Annotated in this window: 11 protein-coding genes and 1 pseudogene; 2 read left to right on the forward strand and 10 right to left on the reverse strand. The window is 73.4% G+C overall.

The features are described 5' to 3' along the window. Positions 1–65: 65 nt before the first annotated feature. On the reverse strand, positions 66–2,945 hold the full coding sequence (locus OG335_RS13480; protein WP_405011346.1) for a vitamin B12-dependent ribonucleotide reductase: 2,880 nt from the start codon (positions 2,943–2,945) through the stop codon (positions 66–68). Positions 2,946–3,132: 187 nt separating this feature from the next. After that, the gene (nrdR, locus tag OG335_RS13485) at positions 3,133–3,630 is read right to left on the reverse strand and encodes a transcriptional regulator NrdR (RefSeq protein ID WP_405011347.1); all 498 of its coding nucleotides are present in this window, start codon (positions 3,628–3,630) and stop codon (positions 3,133–3,135) included. 467 nt (positions 3,631–4,097) lie between these two features. Here nrdR and lexA point away from each other — a divergent pair, with 467 nt between their 5' ends. Continuing rightward, entirely contained in the window at positions 4,098–4,835 is a 738-nt protein-coding gene (lexA, locus tag OG335_RS13490; RefSeq protein WP_405015383.1) for a transcriptional repressor LexA, read from the forward strand. A gap of 157 nt (positions 4,836–4,992) precedes the next feature. On the opposite strand, the gene OG335_RS13495 is transcribed toward lexA, so the two are convergent. The 4 genes and pseudogenes from OG335_RS13495 to OG335_RS13510 form a co-directional block, all read right to left on the reverse strand. Further along, positions 4,993–7,086 carry an ATP-dependent DNA helicase gene (locus tag OG335_RS13495; protein WP_405011348.1) on the reverse strand — a complete coding sequence of 698 codons (2,094 nt, stop codon included), beginning with the start codon at positions 7,084–7,086 and terminating at the stop codon, positions 4,993–4,995. Between the two features lie 81 nt (positions 7,087–7,167). Continuing rightward, positions 7,168–8,637: a lysine N(6)-hydroxylase/L-ornithine N(5)-oxygenase family protein gene (locus OG335_RS13500; RefSeq protein ID WP_405015384.1), complete on the reverse strand. Its 1,470-nt coding sequence runs from the start codon at positions 8,635–8,637 to the stop codon at positions 7,168–7,170. 42 nt (positions 8,638–8,679) lie between these two features. Continuing rightward, a pseudogene (locus tag OG335_RS13505) lies at positions 8,680–9,243 on the reverse strand (GNAT family N-acetyltransferase); the annotation flags it as partial. After that, the gene (locus tag OG335_RS13510) at positions 9,240–11,138 is read right to left on the reverse strand and encodes an IucA/IucC family protein (protein ID WP_405015385.1); all 1,899 of its coding nucleotides are present in this window, start codon (positions 11,136–11,138) and stop codon (positions 9,240–9,242) included. The pseudogene OG335_RS13505 and the gene OG335_RS13510, both read right to left, overlap by 4 nt. Positions 11,139–11,383: 245 nt before the next feature. Between OG335_RS13510 and OG335_RS13515 the strand changes: the two genes are divergently transcribed. Next, positions 11,384–12,526 (forward strand): trypsin-like serine peptidase, encoded by a 1,143-nt coding sequence (locus tag OG335_RS13515; RefSeq protein WP_405011349.1) that lies wholly within the window; start codon positions 11,384–11,386, stop codon positions 12,524–12,526. 165 nt (positions 12,527–12,691) lie between these two features. Here OG335_RS13515 and OG335_RS13520 read toward each other — a convergent pair whose 3' ends face one another. The 4 genes from OG335_RS13520 to OG335_RS13535 form a co-directional block, all read right to left on the reverse strand. Beyond that, positions 12,692–13,219, reverse strand: coding sequence for a nuclear transport factor 2 family protein (locus tag OG335_RS13520; RefSeq protein WP_405011350.1), 528 nt, complete (start codon positions 13,217–13,219; stop codon positions 12,692–12,694). A 32-nt stretch (positions 13,220–13,251) separates the two neighbouring features. Further along, positions 13,252–13,941 (reverse strand): NADPH-dependent F420 reductase, encoded by a 690-nt coding sequence (locus OG335_RS13525; RefSeq protein ID WP_405011351.1) that lies wholly within the window; start codon positions 13,939–13,941, stop codon positions 13,252–13,254. A 166-nt stretch (positions 13,942–14,107) separates the two neighbouring features. Then, on the reverse strand, positions 14,108–15,610 hold the full coding sequence (gene hflX, locus OG335_RS13530) for a GTPase HflX (protein WP_405011352.1): 1,503 nt from the start codon (positions 15,608–15,610) through the stop codon (positions 14,108–14,110). Positions 15,611–15,704: 94 nt separating this feature from the next. Continuing rightward, complete coding sequence (locus tag OG335_RS13535) at positions 15,705–18,023, reverse strand: RelA/SpoT family protein (protein ID WP_405011353.1); 2,319 nt, start codon at positions 18,021–18,023, stop codon at positions 15,705–15,707. Positions 18,024–18,159 lie beyond the last annotated feature (136 nt).

An 18,159-nucleotide genomic window follows, 5' to 3' on the forward strand; every position in this document is an offset into this window, starting at 1 on the left:
GAGCGGTGGAGCCCGCAACCGGCTCCACCGCTCTTCCCCGGGCTACACCCGCGGGGTGCCCGTGATCAGCTGCAGCCGCTGGTCGAGCCGCAGCCCTCGCAGAGGTAGCAGCTGCCGGCGCGGCGCATCTTCGTGCCGCAGGAGAAGCAGAGCGGCGCGTCGGCGTTGAGGCCGAGCTGGATCTCCACGAGTTCCGTGGAGTTGTGGGCCTTCGCCGGGGCGGCCTTCGGCTTCTCGACCACGGGCTCCACCGCCTTGGGGGCGGCCGCGAGCGGCGCGGACTGCGCGAGGCCCTCGACGTCGACGTCCTCCTCGACGGGCTCGTAGGAGCCGGTCTCCAGGTGGCGGGTGCGCTCCTCCACCGAGTGGATGCCGAGCGCGGAACGCGTCTCGAACGGCAGGAAGTCGAGCGCCAGGCGGCGGAAGATGTAGTCGACGATCGACTGCGCCATCCGCACGTCCGGGTCGTCGGTCAGACCGGCCGGCTCGAAGCGCATGTTGGTGAACTTCGAGACGTACGTCTCCAGCGGCACGCCGTACTGCAGGCCGACGGAGACGGCGATGGAGAAGGCGTCCATCATGCCCGCGAGGGTCGAGCCCTGCTTGGACATCTTGAGGAAGACCTCGCCGAGGCCGTCGTCCGGGTAGGAGTTGGCCGTCATGTAGCCCTCGGCGCCACCGACCGTGAAGGAGGTGGTGATGCCCGGGCGGCCCTTGGGGAGGCGCTTGCGGACGGGCCGGTACTCGACGACCCTCTCGACCGCGGCGACGGGCGCCGCCGGCTTCTCCTCGACCGCGGGGGTCTTGGTCTTGGCGGAGAGCGGCTGGCCGACCTTGCAGTTGTCGCGGTAGATCGCGAGCGCCTTCACGCCGAGCTTCCACGCCTCGAAGTAGATCTCCTCGACCTCTTCGACGGTGGCGTCCTGCGGCATGTTGACCGTCTTGGAGATGGCGCCGGAGATCCACGGCTGGATCGCCGACATCATCCGCACGTGGCCCATCGGCGAGATGGAGCGCTCGCCCATCGCGCAGTCGAAGACCTCGTAGTGCGCGGCCTTGAGGCCGGGGGCGTCGATGACGTTGCCGTTCTCGGCGATGTGCGCGACGACCGCCTCGACCTGCTCCGGCTGGTAGCCGAGGCGCTGGAGGGCGCGCGGCACCGTGCCGTTGACGATCTGCATCGAACCGCCGCCGACGAGCTTCTTGAACTTCACCAGGGCGAGGTCCGGCTCGACACCGGTGGTGTCGCAGTCCATCATCAGGCCGATCGTGCCGGTCGGGGCCAGCACGGACGCCTGGGCGTTGCGGAAGCCGTTCTGCGCACCGAGGCGGAGCACGTCGCCCCAGGTGTCGGTGGCTGCGGCCCAGACCGGGGCGTCGAGGTCGTCGACGGCCACGGAGGCGGCGTTCGCGTCGGCGTGCTGCCGCATGACCTGCTGGTGCGGGGCCGCGTTGCGGGCGTAGCCGTCGTACGGGCCGACGACGCCGGCGAGTTCGGCGCCGCGGCGGTAGGCGGTGCCGGTCATCAGCGAGGTGATGGCGCCGGCGAGCGCGCGGCCGCCCTCGGAGTCGTACGCGTGGCCGGTGGCCATCAGCAGGGCGCCGAGGTTGGCGTAGCCGATGCCGAGCTGGCGGTAGGCGCGGGTGGTCTCGCCGATCTTCTCGGTCGGGAAGTCGGCGAAGCAGATGGAGATGTCCATCGCGGTGATGACCAGCTCGACGACCTTGGCGAAGGTCGCGGCGTCGAAGGTGTCGTCGTCGCGCAGGAACTTCATCAGGTTGAGCGAGGCGAGGTTGCAGCTGGAATTGTCCAGGTGCATGTACTCGGAGCACGGGTTGGACGCGTTGATGCGGCCGGACTCCGGGCAGGTGTGCCAGCGGTTGATGGTCGAGTCGTACTGGATGCCGGGGTCGGCACAGGCCCAGGCGGCCTCGGCCATCTTGCGGAAGAGCTTCTTGGCGTCGACGGTCTCGATGACCTCGCCGGTCATGCGGGCGCGCAGGCCGAACTCGGTGCCGTTCTCGACCGCGGTCATGAACTCGTCCGAGACGCGGACGGAGTTGTTGGCGTTCTGGTACTGGACGGACGCGATGTCGTCGCCGCCCAGGTCCATGTCGAAGCCGGCGTCCCGCAGGGCGCGGATCTTCTCCTCCTCCTTCACCTTGGTCTCGATGAAGGCCTCGACGTCCGGGTGGTCGACGTCGAGCACGACCATCTTCGCCGCCCGGCGGGTGGCGCCGCCGGACTTGATCGTGCCGGCGGAGGCGTCGGCGCCGCGCATGAAGGAGACCGGGCCGGAGGCGTTGCCGCCGGAGGAGAGGAGCTCCTTGGAGGAGCGGATGCGGGAGAGGTTGAGGCCGGCGCCGGAGCCGCCCTTGAAGATCATGCCCTCTTCCTTGTACCAGTCGAGGATCGACTCCATGGAGTCGTCGACGGCCAGGATGAAGCAGGCGGACACCTGCTGGGGCTGCTTGGTGCCGACGTTGAACCAGACCGGCGAGTTGAAGCTGAAGACCTGGTGGAGGAGGGCGTGGGTCAGCTCGTGCTCGAAGACCTCGGCGTCGTCCGGGGACGCGAAGTACCCGTTCTTCTCGCCGGCGGCGCGGTAGGTCAGCACCACGCGGTCGATGATCTGCTTGAGGCTCCACTCGCGCTGCGGGGTGCCCACCGCGCCGCGGAAGTACTTCGAGGTCACGATGTTGACCGCGTTGACCGACCAGGAGTCGGGGAACTCGACGCCGCGCTGCTCGAAGTTGATCGAGCCGTCACGCCAGTTGGTCATGACGACGTCGCGGCGCGCCCAGGTGACCTCGTCGTAGGGGTGGACGCCAGGGGTGGTGTAGATGCGCTCGATCCGCAGACCGCCCTTGGGAGCCTTGCCGGCCCCCTTGGTCGCCTTATCGGACTTCGACCCGCGTGCGGAACCGCTCGTCGTGTCTGTCACTTCTTCTCCTCCTCCTGGGCAAACGCCCTGGACGCCCCGATGCTTCCGGCTTACGGGGCACCCGGTGGTTCGCTTCTCCTGGTGTGCGGGCAGCCTCGGACACGGGCCGCTTTCGCACGATGTGTGGTGTTGTGTGCCGTCGGTGAGGGCACGCCTCGGCCGCGGACGGCCGGGGGGGCCGCGCCGGTCAGGGCGCGGCGGCGGGGGAGGGCAGCGCGGTGCCGCCCTCCGGGACGAACGGCTGTTCGGCGCGGAGCTCCGCGATGGCGGCCTCGAAGTCCTCCAGGCCGTCGAAGGCCCGGTACACGGACGCGAACCTGAGGTACGCGACCACGTCGAGTTCCTTCAGCGGCCCGAGTATGGCCAGGCCCACGTCGTGGGTGGACAGCTCGGCGCTGCCGGAGGCGCGCACGCACTCCTCGACCCGCTGGCCGAGCTGCGCGAGCGCGTCCTCGGTGACCGGCCGGCCCTGGCAGGCCTTGCGGACGCCCGAGATCACCTTCTCCCGGGAGAAGGGCTCGGTGACCCCGCTGCGCTTGATCACCATCAGGGTCGCGGTCTCGACGGTGGTGAACCGCCGACCGCAGTCGGGGCACTGCCGGCGACGGCGGATGGAACTGCCGTCGTCACTGGCGCGGCTGTCCACGACACGGCTGTCCGGATGCCGGCAGAAGGGGCAGTGCACCTGGGGACTCCCTCTCTGGCGGCGTAGCAGCGGACCACGACACTCTACGCGATGGATGCGGGTCAACAGCAACCTCGACCACAACCTGTGGGCCCGCGCGGAGAGACTGGCACAAGATCTGGTCCCCGGAGGCACGCCACGCCGGACAGGAGAGCGGCTTTCCCGGGGCTTCGGCGAGGTCCGGAACCGAGCGGGTCGAAATCTTCGGCAAGGGTGAAATAGACTGCCGGAGTCGAACATTTAATCGATGTACACCCAAAGCCTTGATCGAGTCAGCAGAGTGCTAAATAATTCACTCGAACGTGTGTTTGGCGCAACCTTTCGATAGGGGCACCAGTTGAGCGGGGCAAGGGAGAAACGCCTGTCCAAGAGGGGCCGCCATGAACACCGTAGATCTCAAGAGCAACTCCATCCCGGTGCAGGAGCGCTCCGCTCGCACCACGGACCAGCAAGGCGTGGACCACAGCATGAGCCGTAGCCAGCCGATCGAGCACGCTGCCGTGCAGGATGCCGTGCTCGGCGCGCCCACCCCGACCCGCTCCCTCCCCGGCCGCCCCCCCGGCATCCGCACCGACGAGGCCGGCCTGACCGAACGCCAGCGCCGCGTGATCGAGGTCATCAGGGACTCCGTCCAGCGCCGGGGCTACCCGCCCTCCATGCGTGAGATCGGCCAGGCCGTCGGCCTGTCCTCCACCTCGTCCGTCGCCCACCAGCTGATGGCCCTGGAGCGCAAGGGCTTCCTCCGCCGCGACCCGCACCGCCCCCGCGCGTACGAGGTCCGCGGCGTCGAGGTCGCCCGCCCCAACACCGCCGAGACGGCCGGCCGGCCGTCCACCTCGTACGTGCCGCTCGTCGGCCGGATCGCCGCCGGCGGCCCGATCCTCGCCGAGCAGACGGTCGAGGACGTCTTCCCGCTGCCGCGCCAGCTCGTCGGCGAGGGCGAACTGTTCGCCCTGACCGTCCGCGGCGACTCGATGATCGAGGCCGCGATCTGCGACGGCGACTGGGTCACCGTGCGCCGCCAGCCGGTCGCCGAGAACGGCGACATCGTCGCCGCGATGATCGACGGCGAAGCAACCGTCAAGCGGCTGAAGCGCGAGGACGGCAAGATCTGGCTGATGCCGCACAACGCCGCGTACGACCCGATCCCCGGCGACAATGCGACCATCCTCGGCAAGGTCGTCGCGGTGCTCCGCCGCCTCTGACCGCCGACGGCGACGAGCACCACCCGCCGCCGACCCGCACAACACCCGCAGCGGCACCGCAGCGGCTTCGACAGCAGTACCGGCGGCAGCGCCGGTACACGGCAGGGCCCGGAAGGCGCACGCGCACCTTCCGGGCCCTGCCGTGTACTCAGCCCGCTCAGCCCCGCTTCGCCACCGGGCGCACCGGCGGCGCCGCCGCGTCGATCGCCGCGAGCGACCGCCGCACCTGGTTGCGGTCGGTGGTGTACCAGAAGTCCGGCATCGACGAGCGGAAGAACCCGCCGTACCGGGCGGTGGACAGCCGCGGGTCGAGCACCGCGACGATGCCCTTGTCCTCCGCCGCCCGGACCAGCCGCCCCGCGCCCTGCGCCATCAGCAGCGCCGCGTGGGTGGCGGCGACCGCCATGAAGCCGTTGCCGCCGGCCTCCTCCACGGCCTTCTGCCGGGCGCTCATCAGCGGGTCGTCGGGCCGCGGGAACGGGATGCGGTCCATCACGACCAACTGGCAGGCGGCACCGGGCACGTCCACGCCCTGCCAGAGCGAGAGCGTGCCGAAGAGGCACGTCTCCGCGTCCGAGGCGAACGTCCGGATCAGCTCGCCCAGCGTCTCCTCGCCCTGCAGGAGGATCGGGTTGTCCAGTCGCTCGCGCAGCGCCTCCGCGGCGGCCTGGGCGGCCCGCATCGAGGAGAACAGGCCGAGGGTGCGGCCGCCGGCCGCGCCGATCAGCTCGGCGAGTTCGTCGAGCATCTCCGGGCGGTCCGGCTCACGGCCGGGCGGCGGCAGGTGCCGGGCGACGTAGAGGATGCCCTGCTTCGGGTAGGTGAACGGCGAGCCGACGTCGAGCCCGCGCCAGAGCAGCGGCGGGTCGTCCCCGGCCGGGGGCTGCGGTTCGCCCTCGGCGCGTTCGTCCGGCAGCCGGCCCTCGCCGGGCAGCCCGACGGAGGCGGCGACACCGGTGAAGTCACCGCCCAGCTTGAGCGTGGCCGACGTCAGGACGACCGAGCGGTCCTTGTAGAGGCCCTCGCGGAGCAGCCCGGAGACGTTCAGCGGGGCGACCCGCAGCGAGGCGGCGCCCATGCCGAAGCGGTCGCTGCGCTCGATCCAGACGACGTCGTACTCGGAGCCCTCCAGCAGGCGGGCGGCGGTCTCGTGGAGGTGCTCGGCGGAGGCCATCGCCTGCTTGCGCACGGCGTCCTCGTCGCTGAGCGCCTTGTCGCGCGTCTCCCCGAGCGAGGTGATGATCTGCCGGCACGCGTCCCGGATCCCGCCCACGGCGTACGCGAGGTACTCGGGCAGTTCCTCGACCCGGCCGGGCTGGGCCGTCTCCATCAGCCCGTGGTAGTTCTCCGCGGCGGCCTGCAGCGCGTCGACCGCCTTCTCGTTGGCGAGCTTGGCGGCCCGCCGGACGGCGCGGTTGACGGCGTGCACGGTGAGTTCGGCGGTGGCGGCGCCGGTGACCCGGTTCACCAGCTCGTGGGCCTCGTCGATGATGAGCAGGCCGTGTTCGGGCAGCACCGGGGCACCCTCGATCGCGTCGATCGCGAGCATGGCGTGGTTGGTCACCACGACGTCCGCGAGCTTGGCGCGCTCGCGGGCGGCCTCGGCGAAGCACTCCTGGCCGTAGGGGCACTTGGTGGCGCCGAGGCACTCCGAGGAGGTGACGGCGAGCTGGGCCCACGCCTTGTCGGAGACGCCCGGGGAGAGGTCGTCGCGGTCGCCGGTGTCCGTCTCCTCGGCCCACTCCCGCAGGCGCAGGACGTCCTGGCCGAGCTTGCTGCTCGGCCCGCCCAGCACCTCGGCGGCGTCGAAGAGGCCCTCGCCCTCGTCCGCCGGGGTGCCCTCGTGCACGCGGTGCAGGCAGAGGTAGTTGGAGCGGCCCTTGAGCATCGCGAAGAGCGGCCGGCGGCGCAGCACCGGGTGCAGGGCGTCGACGGTGCGCGGCAGGTCGCGTTCGACGAGCTGGCGTTGCAGGGCGAGGGTGGCGGTCGCGACGACCACCCGGTCGCCGTGCGCGAGGGCGGGCACCAGGTAGGCGAGGGACTTGCCGGTGCCGGTGCCGGCCTGGACGAGCAGGTGCTCGCCCTCGTCGACCGCGTCGGCGACGGCCTCGGCCATCCTGACCTGGCCGGGACGTTCCACGCCGCCGACGGAGGCGACGGCGGCGTGCAGCAGCTCGGGGATCCGGGCACGCGGGACGGGGGCCGGGGCATCGTCGTCCGGCTGGGGCAGGGATTCGGAGTCGTTCGTCATGACGCCGACCACCCTACGGCGCTGCTGTGACAATCGGCTTCCGTCGCGGCGGACCGGCGGGCGGGCGGGGCCGCGGGGGTGTCAACGGTGGGCGGCGGCACGGCCCGCCTCCCCCGGCGGCAGTGGGGCCGGGCGGCCCGGCCCGGCGTGGGGTGGATCGGTGACGGGCGGGCCGGCGACGGGTGGCCCGGCCGGCGGGGCCGCCGGGTGTCCGGGCGGTGCGAAGGACGTCCAGGCGGTGCGGGCGGGGAGCGGGTGGAGCTCCTTGCCGGCGACGGCGTTGAGGATCACGGCCGCCCGGTGGGCCCCGAGTCCCAGGTCGGGGGTGCCGACGCCGTGGGTGTGGAGTTCGGCGTTCTGCACGTAGAGGCCGCCGGAGAGGCCGGGCCGGGTGGCGACGCGGTGGCGCAGGTCGACGCGGTAGCGGCCCTGGTCGTCCCAGTCGATCAGGTCGGCGACGGGGTCGAGGACCGCGGGTCGGGTGGCGCGGTAGCCGGTGGCGAGCACGACGGCGTCGGTGCGTACGAGGTGGCGGGTGCCGGAGTCGGTGTGCCGGCAGTGGAGTTCGAGGCTCCCGCCGGGGCCGGCCTGGGCGTCGGCGACGGCGGTGCCGGGCATGATCTCCACCGGGTCGCCGCCGGGCGGGCGGCCGACCGACCGCTCGTAGAGCAGCTCGTGGATCTCGGCGAGGGTCTCGGCCCCGGCGGCCTTGTGCAGTTGCCACTGGGCGGGCACCAGGGCGTCGCGGACCTCTCCCGGCAGGCCGTGGAAGTAGCGGGTGTAGTCGGGGGTGAAGTGTTCGAGGCCGAGCTTGGAGTACTCCATGGGGGCGAGCGCGCGGGACCGGCTGAGCCAGCGCAGCCGGGTGCCGTCGTCGGCGCGGTGGCGCAGGAGGTCGAGGAAGACCTCCGCGCCGGACTGTCCCGAGCCGACGACGGTGATGTCGCGGGCGGCGGAGAGGCCGGCGCGGCGTTCGAGGTAGTCGGCGGAGTGCCAGACCTGCGGATGTGCCGTCAGGGCGGCGAAGGCCTGGGGCCGGACGGGCACGGTGCCGACCCCGAGCACGAGGTTGCGGGCGCGGATCCGCTCGCCGGCGGCCTCGGCGGTGAAGACGGCGTCGCGGGCGTCCCAGTGCACGGCGGTGACGGGTGCGCCGAAACGGCAGTTGGGCAGTCGGTCGGCGGCCCACCGGCAGTAGTGCGCGTACTCGCGGCGGGAGAGGTGGGAGCGCTCGGCGAAGTAGAACGGGTAGAGCCGCTCGTGCTGCCGCAGGTAGTTGAGGAAGGACCAGGGGCTTGTCGGGTCGACGAGGGAGACCAGGTCGGCGAGGTACGGCACCTGCATCCGGGCGCCGTCGACGAGCATGCCGGGGTGCCAGCGGTAGTCGGGCTCGGCCTCGCAGAAGAGCGCGGAGACCACCCCGGACGCGCCGTCGGCGAGCGCGGCGAGCGACAGGTTGAACGGTCCGATGCCGATGCCGAGCAGGTCGTACGGTTCCGCGGCCGGGCTGCCCGGTCCGGCGCGGTGCGGGTCGGGGGCGCGCCGCACCATGAGGGCGGCGCGCTTGTCGGGGAGCCGCAGGTCGGCGGTGCGGCGGAAGCCCGCGGCGGCGAACGCCCGGACGGACCCGGTGTTGCGGACGTCCGGTTCGGCGACGACCCGGCGGCAGCCCGGGCGGTGGGCGAGGAGGTGCGCGGCGACGGCCGCGATCAGGGTGCTGCCGAGGCCGCGGTCGCGGTCGCCGGCGGCGCCGATGAGAAGGTGGAGGCCGGCGTCGTGGGGTTCGGCCCGGTAGTGCCGGGCGAGCGGGTCGAGGTCGGCCCGGTAGATCTCCCAGTAGCTCATGGGGGTGCCGTCGAGGACGCCGATGCGGGGCAGGCTGCTGCCGTCGCCGTCGAGTTGGGCGCGCAGGTGGCGCTCGGTGGTGTCCGGCGGGCCGGCGAGGTGCCAGTAGGCGTCGACGGCAGGATCGTTCATCCAGCCGGTGAGCAGCGGGAGGTCGTCGGGGAGGCGCACGGGTCGCAGCCGGAACTCCCCGGCCGGGGTGGCGATCGGGCCGTCCGTTCCTGCCGGGCCTGCGGGCCCTGCCGGGCGGGTGGGGGGTGCGGTGCCGGTGGCGTCGGCAGGGCCGGCGGGGTCGCCGGACCGGCGGCTCACGCCGCGGCCACGGGGTTGGCGATGGTCACGTAGACGGACTGCGTCTCGACCGGTCCGACCAGTTCGTCGAGGCCGTGGAGCCGGGTGAGGAGGTTCGCCTTGCAGCGCAGGGTGGCCGCGTCGAGCAGGTGCGCGGGCAGGGTGGAGCCGGTGGCGGCGGCCCGCGGTCCGGCGAGGAACCGGCGGAGGGCGGCGAGCAGCAGGGCTTCGTCGGCGAGCCCCTGGGCGCCGAGGGCGCCGATCAGTCCGAGGACGTGGTTGATGCCGAGGTAGTAGGCGAAGTGCTGGTCGACGACGTGGTCGGGGAGGAAGGTGTCGCTGGCGGCGCCGATTCCGGGCAGGGCCGTGGTGAGCCGGTCGGCGTGCGAGTCGCGGTAGTAGTAGCCCTGGTTGTCGCGGTAGCGGCCGCCGACGGGCCAGCCGTCGGGGTCGAGCAGCACGAGGGTGTTCTGCTGGTGGGCCTCCAGGGCGATGCCGGCCCTGCCGTCGAGCCAGAGGACGGGCAGGACGACGGCGTCGAGGTAGCGCAGGAACCATTCGGCGGTGACGGTCGCGGGGGTGCGCCCGCTGCGGGCGGCGAGCCCGGCGACGAGGCGGCCGAGCATGGACGTGCCGCCGTCGGCGGGCTGCTCGGCGAGGAGTCCGGCGGCGCACAGCGCCCTGTCCTCGGGGCCGAACGGCTGGCGGCGGAGCACGGTGTCGAGTCCGTTGGGGTCGCCCAGGGCGGGGTGGTCGACGCCGATCCAGGCCGGGTCGCGGACGATGTCGAAGCCGGGGTGGGCGGCCCGCCACGAGGCGCCGAGGCCGTTCTCCAGCAGGCGGTGCACCTCGGTGCCGCGGTGGAGTTCCTTTCGGAGGTTCTCGCGGCGGGAGTTGGTGATCCGCAGGCCCAGCGAGAGCTTGAGCATCCACGGGGTGCCGGGGCGGGTGACGGTCCGCACCGAGGAGGTGGGGTGCCAGGGGTCGCCGTGCGGGCCGAGGTCGTGCAGCAGTTCGCGGTCGAGGAGGGCGGCGACGGCGGGCCGCAGGGCGAGGTCGCGGGCCTGCCAGGGGTGCAGGGGCAGGGCCGCGGTGCAGGGGGGAAGCGGGGTGCCGTCGCCGAGCAGGGCCGCGGTGATGCGGTCCGCGGGGAGGTCGTCGGCGGAGTCGGCGGCGAGCAGGGAGCGGTCGACGGCGAACCAGTGCATCCGGAAGGCGCCGTGGAGTTCGGGGGCGTAGGCGCGGCTCTCGGCGGGGCCGAGTCCGTCGCGGCTCTTCGGGGTGGGGTGCAGGGGGTGCCCGAGCAGCAGGGCCTGTTCGGCCCGGAGGAAGGGGGTGGTGCCGGCCGGGGGGACGGCGGTGCGCCGGTGGTCGAGGATCTCGGCCGTCCGGGCGACGGAGTCGGCGACCCGGGCGACGAGGTCGGCGACCCGGCCGGGGTCCGCGGTACGGCCGGGGGCGGGGCCGTCGGCGAGGGTGCGGGCGAGGAGGGCGGTCACGGTGACGGCGTCGACCGGTGCGGCGGGGCCGCCCGGGCCGGTGCCGAGCACGACCGGGCCGAACCGGTGGCGGCCGCAGGCGGACCAGTACCGGACGGGCGCCACGAGTTGGGCGGCACCGCCGAGGACGGGCACGGTGAGGCGTCCGGCGGTGTCCGGGAGGGCCCCGGTCTCGCGGGCCCAGCAGCGCAGCACGGCTTCGGCGCCGGCGTGTTCGGCGGCGACGGCCGGGTCGGGGTGGAGCAGCGGGTCCTCGGCCGTGGCGGGTGCGTGGCGGGGGGCGGCGGGGCCGGGCAGCAGGGCGGTGGGCGGGGCTCCGGTGAGGGCGGTGCTCAAGGCTGCTCCTTCGGGCGCCCGCGGGCGGGCGCGTGGGGGGTCGAGCGGGTGCGGAGGGGGCGCGCACCCGGAAGGCGACAGGTAAGCCGTACCTACCTCGACCGGGGGATCACAAGATCACCTCACTCGTTGTGGTGAACTCCCGCTCCGCATACACCCGTGGGGGTGGTTCCGGCGGACGGTGCACCCGGATCACGGTTGGGTGACCTCTCGTGGTGGGCCGGTGCGGGGCCGCCCGTCCGGGCCCGCACCGGTGGGAGACTGCACCGGCGGTCGGTGCGGGCCGCGAGGGGCGTCAGGGGGCGTGGGGGATGGGGGCGTGGGGGATGGGGCGGATCCGACGGGTGGGGCCGGTGGCGGCGTTCGCCGCCGTACTGGTGCTCACGGTGGGGGCGTGCACGCCGGTGGGCGGGGGCGCGGCGGCGTCGAGCAGTGCGCCGGGGGCGCAGGCGGGCCGGATCCGGCTGCCGAACGACGTGCCGCCGGGGCTGCTCGCCGGGCTGCCGCGGAGCTGGGACGAGCTGAGGCGCTGGAGGTTCGCCGACTGGGACAACTGGGCGTCGAAGCACGTCTTCCACAACCCGGTGGTCAGGGACCTGTGGAGCCCGGACCGGATGGACGCGGCGCAGCCGCAGCAGCCGGCGCCGCCGGCCGCTCCCCCGCCGGCGGGCGACAACGGCACCGAGCCGGACCCTGCCCCGGTGGCGGCGGTGCCGGTGGCGCGCCCGTACACGCAGTACCCGGCGTCGGGGAAGGTGTTCTCGACGGCGCCGGGCGGCGGGATCGGCCAGTGCTCGGCGACCGTGGTCGAGGATCCGGCGCACCCGGGGAAGTCGAACCTCGTGTGGACGGCCGCGCACTGCGTGCACGAGGGCAAGGGCGGGGACTGGTTCAGGAACCTCATCTTCGTTCCCGCGTACAACAGTTCCGGGGCGGCGAGCGGCGGGCACAAGGCGACGCTGGCGCAGGTCGCCCCGCTCGGCCAGTGGTGGGCCGACAAGGTCATCACCTCGCCGCTGTGGACGGTCGAGGGCGGGCACAGCGGCGATGCCGCCAACCAGTACGACTTCGCGGTGCTGCGCGTGCACAGCCCGGACGGCGGGGCGGCGTCGCTGGAGGAGACGATCGGCGGCGCCGTGCCGGTGTGGTTCGACGCCCCGCGGGAGAAGCTGTCGGTCTCGGCGTGGGGGTATCCGGCCGTGAAGCCTTTCAACGGCCAGGAGTTGGACCGGTGCGACGGCGGGCGGCCCTCCCGGCTGTCGTTCGACCCGGCCCGGCCGGCGATGCTCACCATCGGCTGCACGATGACGGCGGGGGCGAGCGGCGGGGGCTGGTTCGCGCCGATGCCGGACGGCCGTCCGGCGCTGGTCAGCAACACCTCGATCGGCACGTCGGCGCACACCACGCTGAGCGGGCCGTACCTGGAGGGCGTCGCGCGGCAGGCCTTGGCGTACATCGCGCAGAAGTGACCCGCGCCGCCCGGGACCTGTCCTCCGGGCAGCGCAGGCGGCGTTCGGCGGGCGCCGGCCGTCGGGCCTGCCTCGGCGGCAGGGTCACGGCGGGCGGCGGGCCGGTGACGGCGGGCGGCGGGCCGGTGACGGCGGGCGGCGGCCCGGTGACGGCGGGCGGCCCGCTCAGACGTAGCGCCCGACGACGTCGGTGATGACCTCGTCGCGGATCAGGTAGGCGTAGGTGAAGTGCTCGGTGACGCCGGAGCCGGTGGTGAAGATGTACTCGACGACGGTGCGGCCGTCCCGCGTGGTGACGGCGATCTCGCGGTAGTGGCCGTCGTCGTCGACGACGTCGGGCCGGAGGAAGGCCTCGACGATCTCGTCGCGCCCGGTGAAGTGGGCCCCGGCCCGGTCGAAGTGCGCGTCGGGCGCGTAGGACGCGGTGATGCGGGCGACGTCCCCGCGGTTGGCGGCGTCGGTGAAGCCGCGGATCACCTGGAGGTCCTGCGGGCCGGGCGTGCCCCGGACGGCGGGGGCCGCCGTGTCCGCGGCCTGGGCCGCGGGGGCGTTGGCCGTCACGGCGGCCGCGGGCGCCGCCGTCCCGCCGCTCCCGCTCGCGCAGCCGGTGGCGAGTGCGGCCACCGCGGCGAGGGCGGCGGCGGCCCGCACGGCGGTGGCCCGGACGGTCGTACGGGGTCGGTGCAGTGGCATCGCGATCTCCCTCGTCTCGTTCGACTGCATGGTCAGCGGGCCTTCTGTACGTGGAAGTTGAAGTCCCAGTCGCCGAGCGCGCCCCAGATGCGCACCCACAGGGGCAGCACCTGCTCCAGGCCGCGGGCGCTGGTGATGTCGCCGAGGTCGAGGACGGACTCCCGGGACCACCCGAAGGAGAGCAGCAGGTCGACGGTCTCCTTCTTGGCCGCGTCGTCGTCGCCGCAGACGAAGACGTCGTGGGGGCCGGGGAGCCGTCCGGGGTCGACCATGACGGCGCAGTTCATGGTGTTCAGGGTCTTCACCACCCGCGCGGTCGGGAACGCGCGCTGGATCTGCTCGCCGAGGCTGTCGGTGTTGACCGGGTCGAGGGTCGGCGGCATGCCCTGGGAGAAGTCCAGCGGGTTGGCGACGTCGATGAGGAGTTTGCCGTCGAGGTTGGCCGGGCCCGCGGCGGTGAGGGCGGCGAGGCTGGCCGATCCGAGCGAGGCGTTGATGACGGTGTCGGCACCGGCGGCGGCGTCCGCGAAGGTGGCGAGCCGGACGTCCGGGTGCTCGGCGCTCCAGGCCTGGAACGGCGGGTTGCCGTAGACGTCGGGCCCGGTGCGCTCCAGCGTCTCCTGGACGTCCCGGGTGCCGAGGAGCACCTCGTGTCCGAGCGAGGCCAGCTTGGCGGCGAGGGTGCGGCCGACGGTGCCGGTTCCGATGACTGCGTAGCGCATGGCGGGTGTCCTTCTCGTGCGGAGGCGTCGGGGACGGCCGTGCCCGGACACCACTTAACCAAGTGATTTGACTAATTGTCAATCACTGAGTCATATCCCTGGGCGTGGACATGCGGACGGGCCCCGACCCGTGAAGGTCGGGGCCCGCCCGGAGTGCGGCGGCCTGTCAGGCCTGGGCGACCACCGCGAAGCGCTCCAGCTCCGCAGCGAGCTCCGCAGCCACCTTGGCGCGCACCAGCGTGCCGTCACCGGTGTGCTCGGTGGCGATCAGCTCGCCCTCCGCATGCACCCGGGAGACGAGGTCGCCGCGGGTGTACGGGATGAGCGCCTGCACCTCGATCGCCGGCCGCGGCAGCTCGTCGTCGATGAGCTGCAGCAGCTCCTCGATGCCGAGGCCGGTGCGGGCCGACACCACGATGGCGTGCGGCTCGCGGCGCAGCAGGCGCTGCAGCACGTGCGGGTCGGCGGCGTCGGCCTTGTTGATGACCACGATCTCCGGCACGTCCTGCGCCTCGACCGACACGATCACCTCGCGGACCGCCGCGAGCTGGGTCTCCGGCTCCGGGTGGGAGCCGTCGACCACGTGCAGGATGAGGTCGGCCTCGCCGACCTCCTCCATGGTCGAACGGAACGCCTCGACCAGGTGGTGCGGCAGGTGCCGGACGAACCCGACGGTGTCGGCCAGGGTGTACACCCGGCCGCTCGGGGTCTGGGCCCGCCGGACGGTCGGGTCGAGGGTGGCGAACAGCGAGTTCTCCACCAGCACGCCCGCGCCGGTGAGCCGGTTGAGCAGGGACGACTTGCCGGCGTTGGTGTAACCGGCGATGGCCACGGACGGCACCTGGTTGCGCCGGCGCTCCTGGCGCTTGGTGTCGCGGCCCTTCTTCATGTCGGCGATCTCCCGGCGGAGCTTCGCCATCTTCTCGCGGATCCGCCGCCGGTCGGTCTCGATCTTGGTCTCACCGGGACCACGGGTGGCCATGCCGCCGCCGGACGAGCCGGCGCCGCCACCACCCATCTGCCGGGAGAGCGACTGACCCCAGCCGCGCAGGCGCGGCAGCATGTACTGCATCTGCGCGAGCGAGACCTGCGCCTTGCCCTCACGGGACTTGGCGTGCTGGGCGAAGATGTCGAGGATCAGGGCCGTGCGGTCGACGACCTTGACCTTGACGACGTCTTCCAGGTGGATCAGCTGGCCGGGGGTGAGCTCACCGTCGCAGACGACGGTGTCGGCGCCGGTCGAGGCGACGATGTCACGGAGCTCCTTGGCCTTGCCGGAGCCGATGTACGTGGCGGCGTCGGGCTTGTCGCGGCGCTGGATCACGCCGTCCAGCACCTCGGAGCCGGCGGTCTCGGCGAGGGCGGCGAGCTCGGCCATCGAGTTCTCCGCCTCCTCCACCGTGCCGTCCGTCCACACGCCGACGAGCACCACGCGCTCCAGGCGGAGCTGGCGGTACTCGACCTCGGTGACGTCCTGGAGTTCGGTGGAGAGGCCGGCGACGCGACGCAGGGACGCACGCTCGGAGCGGTCGTACTGGTCGCCGTCGTAACGGTCGAGGTCCTCGTCGATCGCCGCGAGGTCCTCGTCCATCAAGGCGTCGGCCTTGTGGTCGGCGAGCCGTCGGGTGGACTCGCTGGTCTGGGTGCGGCTGTCGAACGTGGAGGTCATCTCATCCTTTGCGGTGTCGGGAGGCCGGCGCAGCGGTGCTGCACCGAGGAGTCTGCCCAGCTGCCGCCCCTGCCTACCGTCGGACGGGATCGAGCTACCCCTGCGGACCGTCGGGGTCACCGGTGGTCCTGCCTCCGGTGAACGCCGCGGACCGGCCGTGCATTCCCGACGATGGTCGCACGGCCTCCTCCGCGGGGTCATCCCCATTTCCGCCCGGACCTCCCCAGGTGTCGCCGCCGTCGGCCGTTGCGGCGCCCGGCCCGCCGGGGCGGTAGACGTCGTACACGCCGGGTACGCGGAGCATCGCGCGCATGACCGCGGGCAGCGTCGCCGCGGGCAGTTCGACGGTGTAGCTGTGCCGCACCCGCAGCTCGCGCGGCGGCTCGACGTCGGCGGAGAAGATGCCGGCGCCCTCGGCGGAGATCGCGGCGGTCAGGTCGGCGAGCAGCCGGGGCCGGTTCAGCGCCTCGGCGTGCAGGGTGACGCGGTGGCCGTTCGCCGGTTCGGCGCCGGGGACCCACGCGAGCGCGAGCGGGCCGCGGCCGTCCTCGCGCATCCGCTCGCCGACCGGACAGCCGGTGCGGTGCACGGCGACGGCGCCGCCGCGGATCGGGAACCCCGTCACCGCGTCGGGCGGCACCGGGGTGCAACATCGGGCGAGCCGGACGGGCGTGCCGGGCCTGCCGAGCACGGCCACCGGGGCCCGGCCGCGGACGGCCGCCGGCCCGGACGGCGGTGCGGCGGGGCGGTCGCCGGCCGGGGCGGGGTCGGGCTCCTCGACGGGGGCGGGCCGGTCGGCCAGCCAGCGCTCGATGGCCAGCCGGGCGGCCGGGGTGCGGGCGTGCTCCAGCCACTGCGGCGCGGGGCCGGAGGGCTCACCGGCGGGTGCGGTCAGCACCGCGACCATGTCGCCGTCGCGCAGCACGGTGGAGAGGGCGGCGAGGCGGCCGTTCACCCGGGCCCCGACGCAGCGGTGCCCGGTCTCCTCGCCGAGGAGGTAGGCGGCGTCCACGCAGCTGGCGCCGACCGGCAGGTGGAGCCGTTCGCCGGTCTCGGTGACGGCGGTGATCTCGCCGTCGTCGGAGAGGGTGTCCCGGAGGGTCGACCAGAAGGCGTCCGGGTCCGGGGTCTCCTGCTGCCAGGCGAGGAGGCGGCTGAGCCAGCCGGGGCGGGCCGGGTCGGTGCGGTCGAGCTCGTCCCCGGGGCCGCCCGCGGCCGCGCCGCCCTGCTGCTGGTGCGGGTCGCCGAGGGCGACGACGCCGAACTCGGCGATCCGGTGCATCCGGCGCGTCCGGACGAGCACCTCGGCGACCTCGCCGCCGGGCAGCTGCACGGCCGTGTGGAGCGACTGGTAGAGGTTGAACTTGGGGGTGGCGACGAAGTCCTTGAACTCGCCGGGCAGCGGTGTCCAGCAGGTGTGCAGCTCGCCGAGGACGGCGTAGCAGTCGGCGTTCTCCTCGACCACGACGAGCACCCGGCCGATGTCGGCGGGCTGGAGGGCCTGCGGGCGGCCGTCGTGCCCGGCGGCGGCGTCCCGCTTGAGCAGCACCCGGTGCACGGAGACGCAGTGCCGGGGCCGTACGGAGACCTCGGCGGCGATGCCGGCCTCCGCGAGCTGGCGGCCGAGGGTCTCGGCGAAGGGCTGCAGGACGTCGTCGGGCCGGTCCTCGTGGACGGTGAGCACGGCGCGGGTGCGCGCGTAGTCGTCGGGGTGGAGGGTCGCGAAGACGATGTCCTCCAGCTCCGCCTTGAGCACCTGGATTCCGAGCCGTTCGGCGAGCGGGATGAGGACGTCGCGGGTGACCTTGGCGATCCGCGCCCGGCTGGCCGGCTTCATGTGCCGGATGGTGCGCATGTTGTGGAGCCGGTCGGCGAGTTTGATCACCATGACCCGGACGTCGTCGCCGGTGGCGACGAGCATCTTGCGGAACGTCTCCGCCTCGGCGGCCGCACCGAAGTCGACCTTCTCCAGCTTGGTGACGCCGTCGACGAGATAGGCGACCTCGGGGCCGAAGTCGGCGGACACCTGATCGAGCGTCACCTCGGTGTCCTCGACGGTGTCGTGCAGCAGCGAGGCCACCAACGTCGTCGTCCCGGCCCCGAGCTGAGCAAGGATCATGGTGACGGCGAGCGGATGCGTGATGTACGGCTCGCCGCTCTTGCGCATCTGGCCGCGGTGCCCCTCCTCCGCGAGCCGGTACGCGCGGGCGAGCAGCGCGAGGTCGGCCTGGGGGTGGTGACGCCGGTGCACCTGCACGATGGGCTCGATGGCATCGGGCGTGGGCTGGCGTCCGGTGGCCAGCACCGCGGCCCGGCCGGCACGGCCGATGGCGCTGCGGCTCAGCCTGCCGAGCGGCCGCTTCGGGGCGGCTCCGGGCTGAGCGGTCTCGATCGGTCCTGCTTCGATGGCCATCCGCACCTCCGGCAGCGATCACCGGAGCGACTCCCGACCCGGTGGTCCATGCTACCGAGGAGAGCACGTTCCGCGACGCACTGCTCCCGGTCCGTGAGACGGATCACCCGATCGGGCGGATTCGCACACGACGGAA

The organism is Kitasatospora sp. NBC_01539 (genome assembly GCF_045040525.1).
In the GTDB taxonomy this organism is placed as follows: domain Bacteria; phylum Actinomycetota; class Actinomycetes; order Streptomycetales; family Streptomycetaceae; genus Kitasatospora.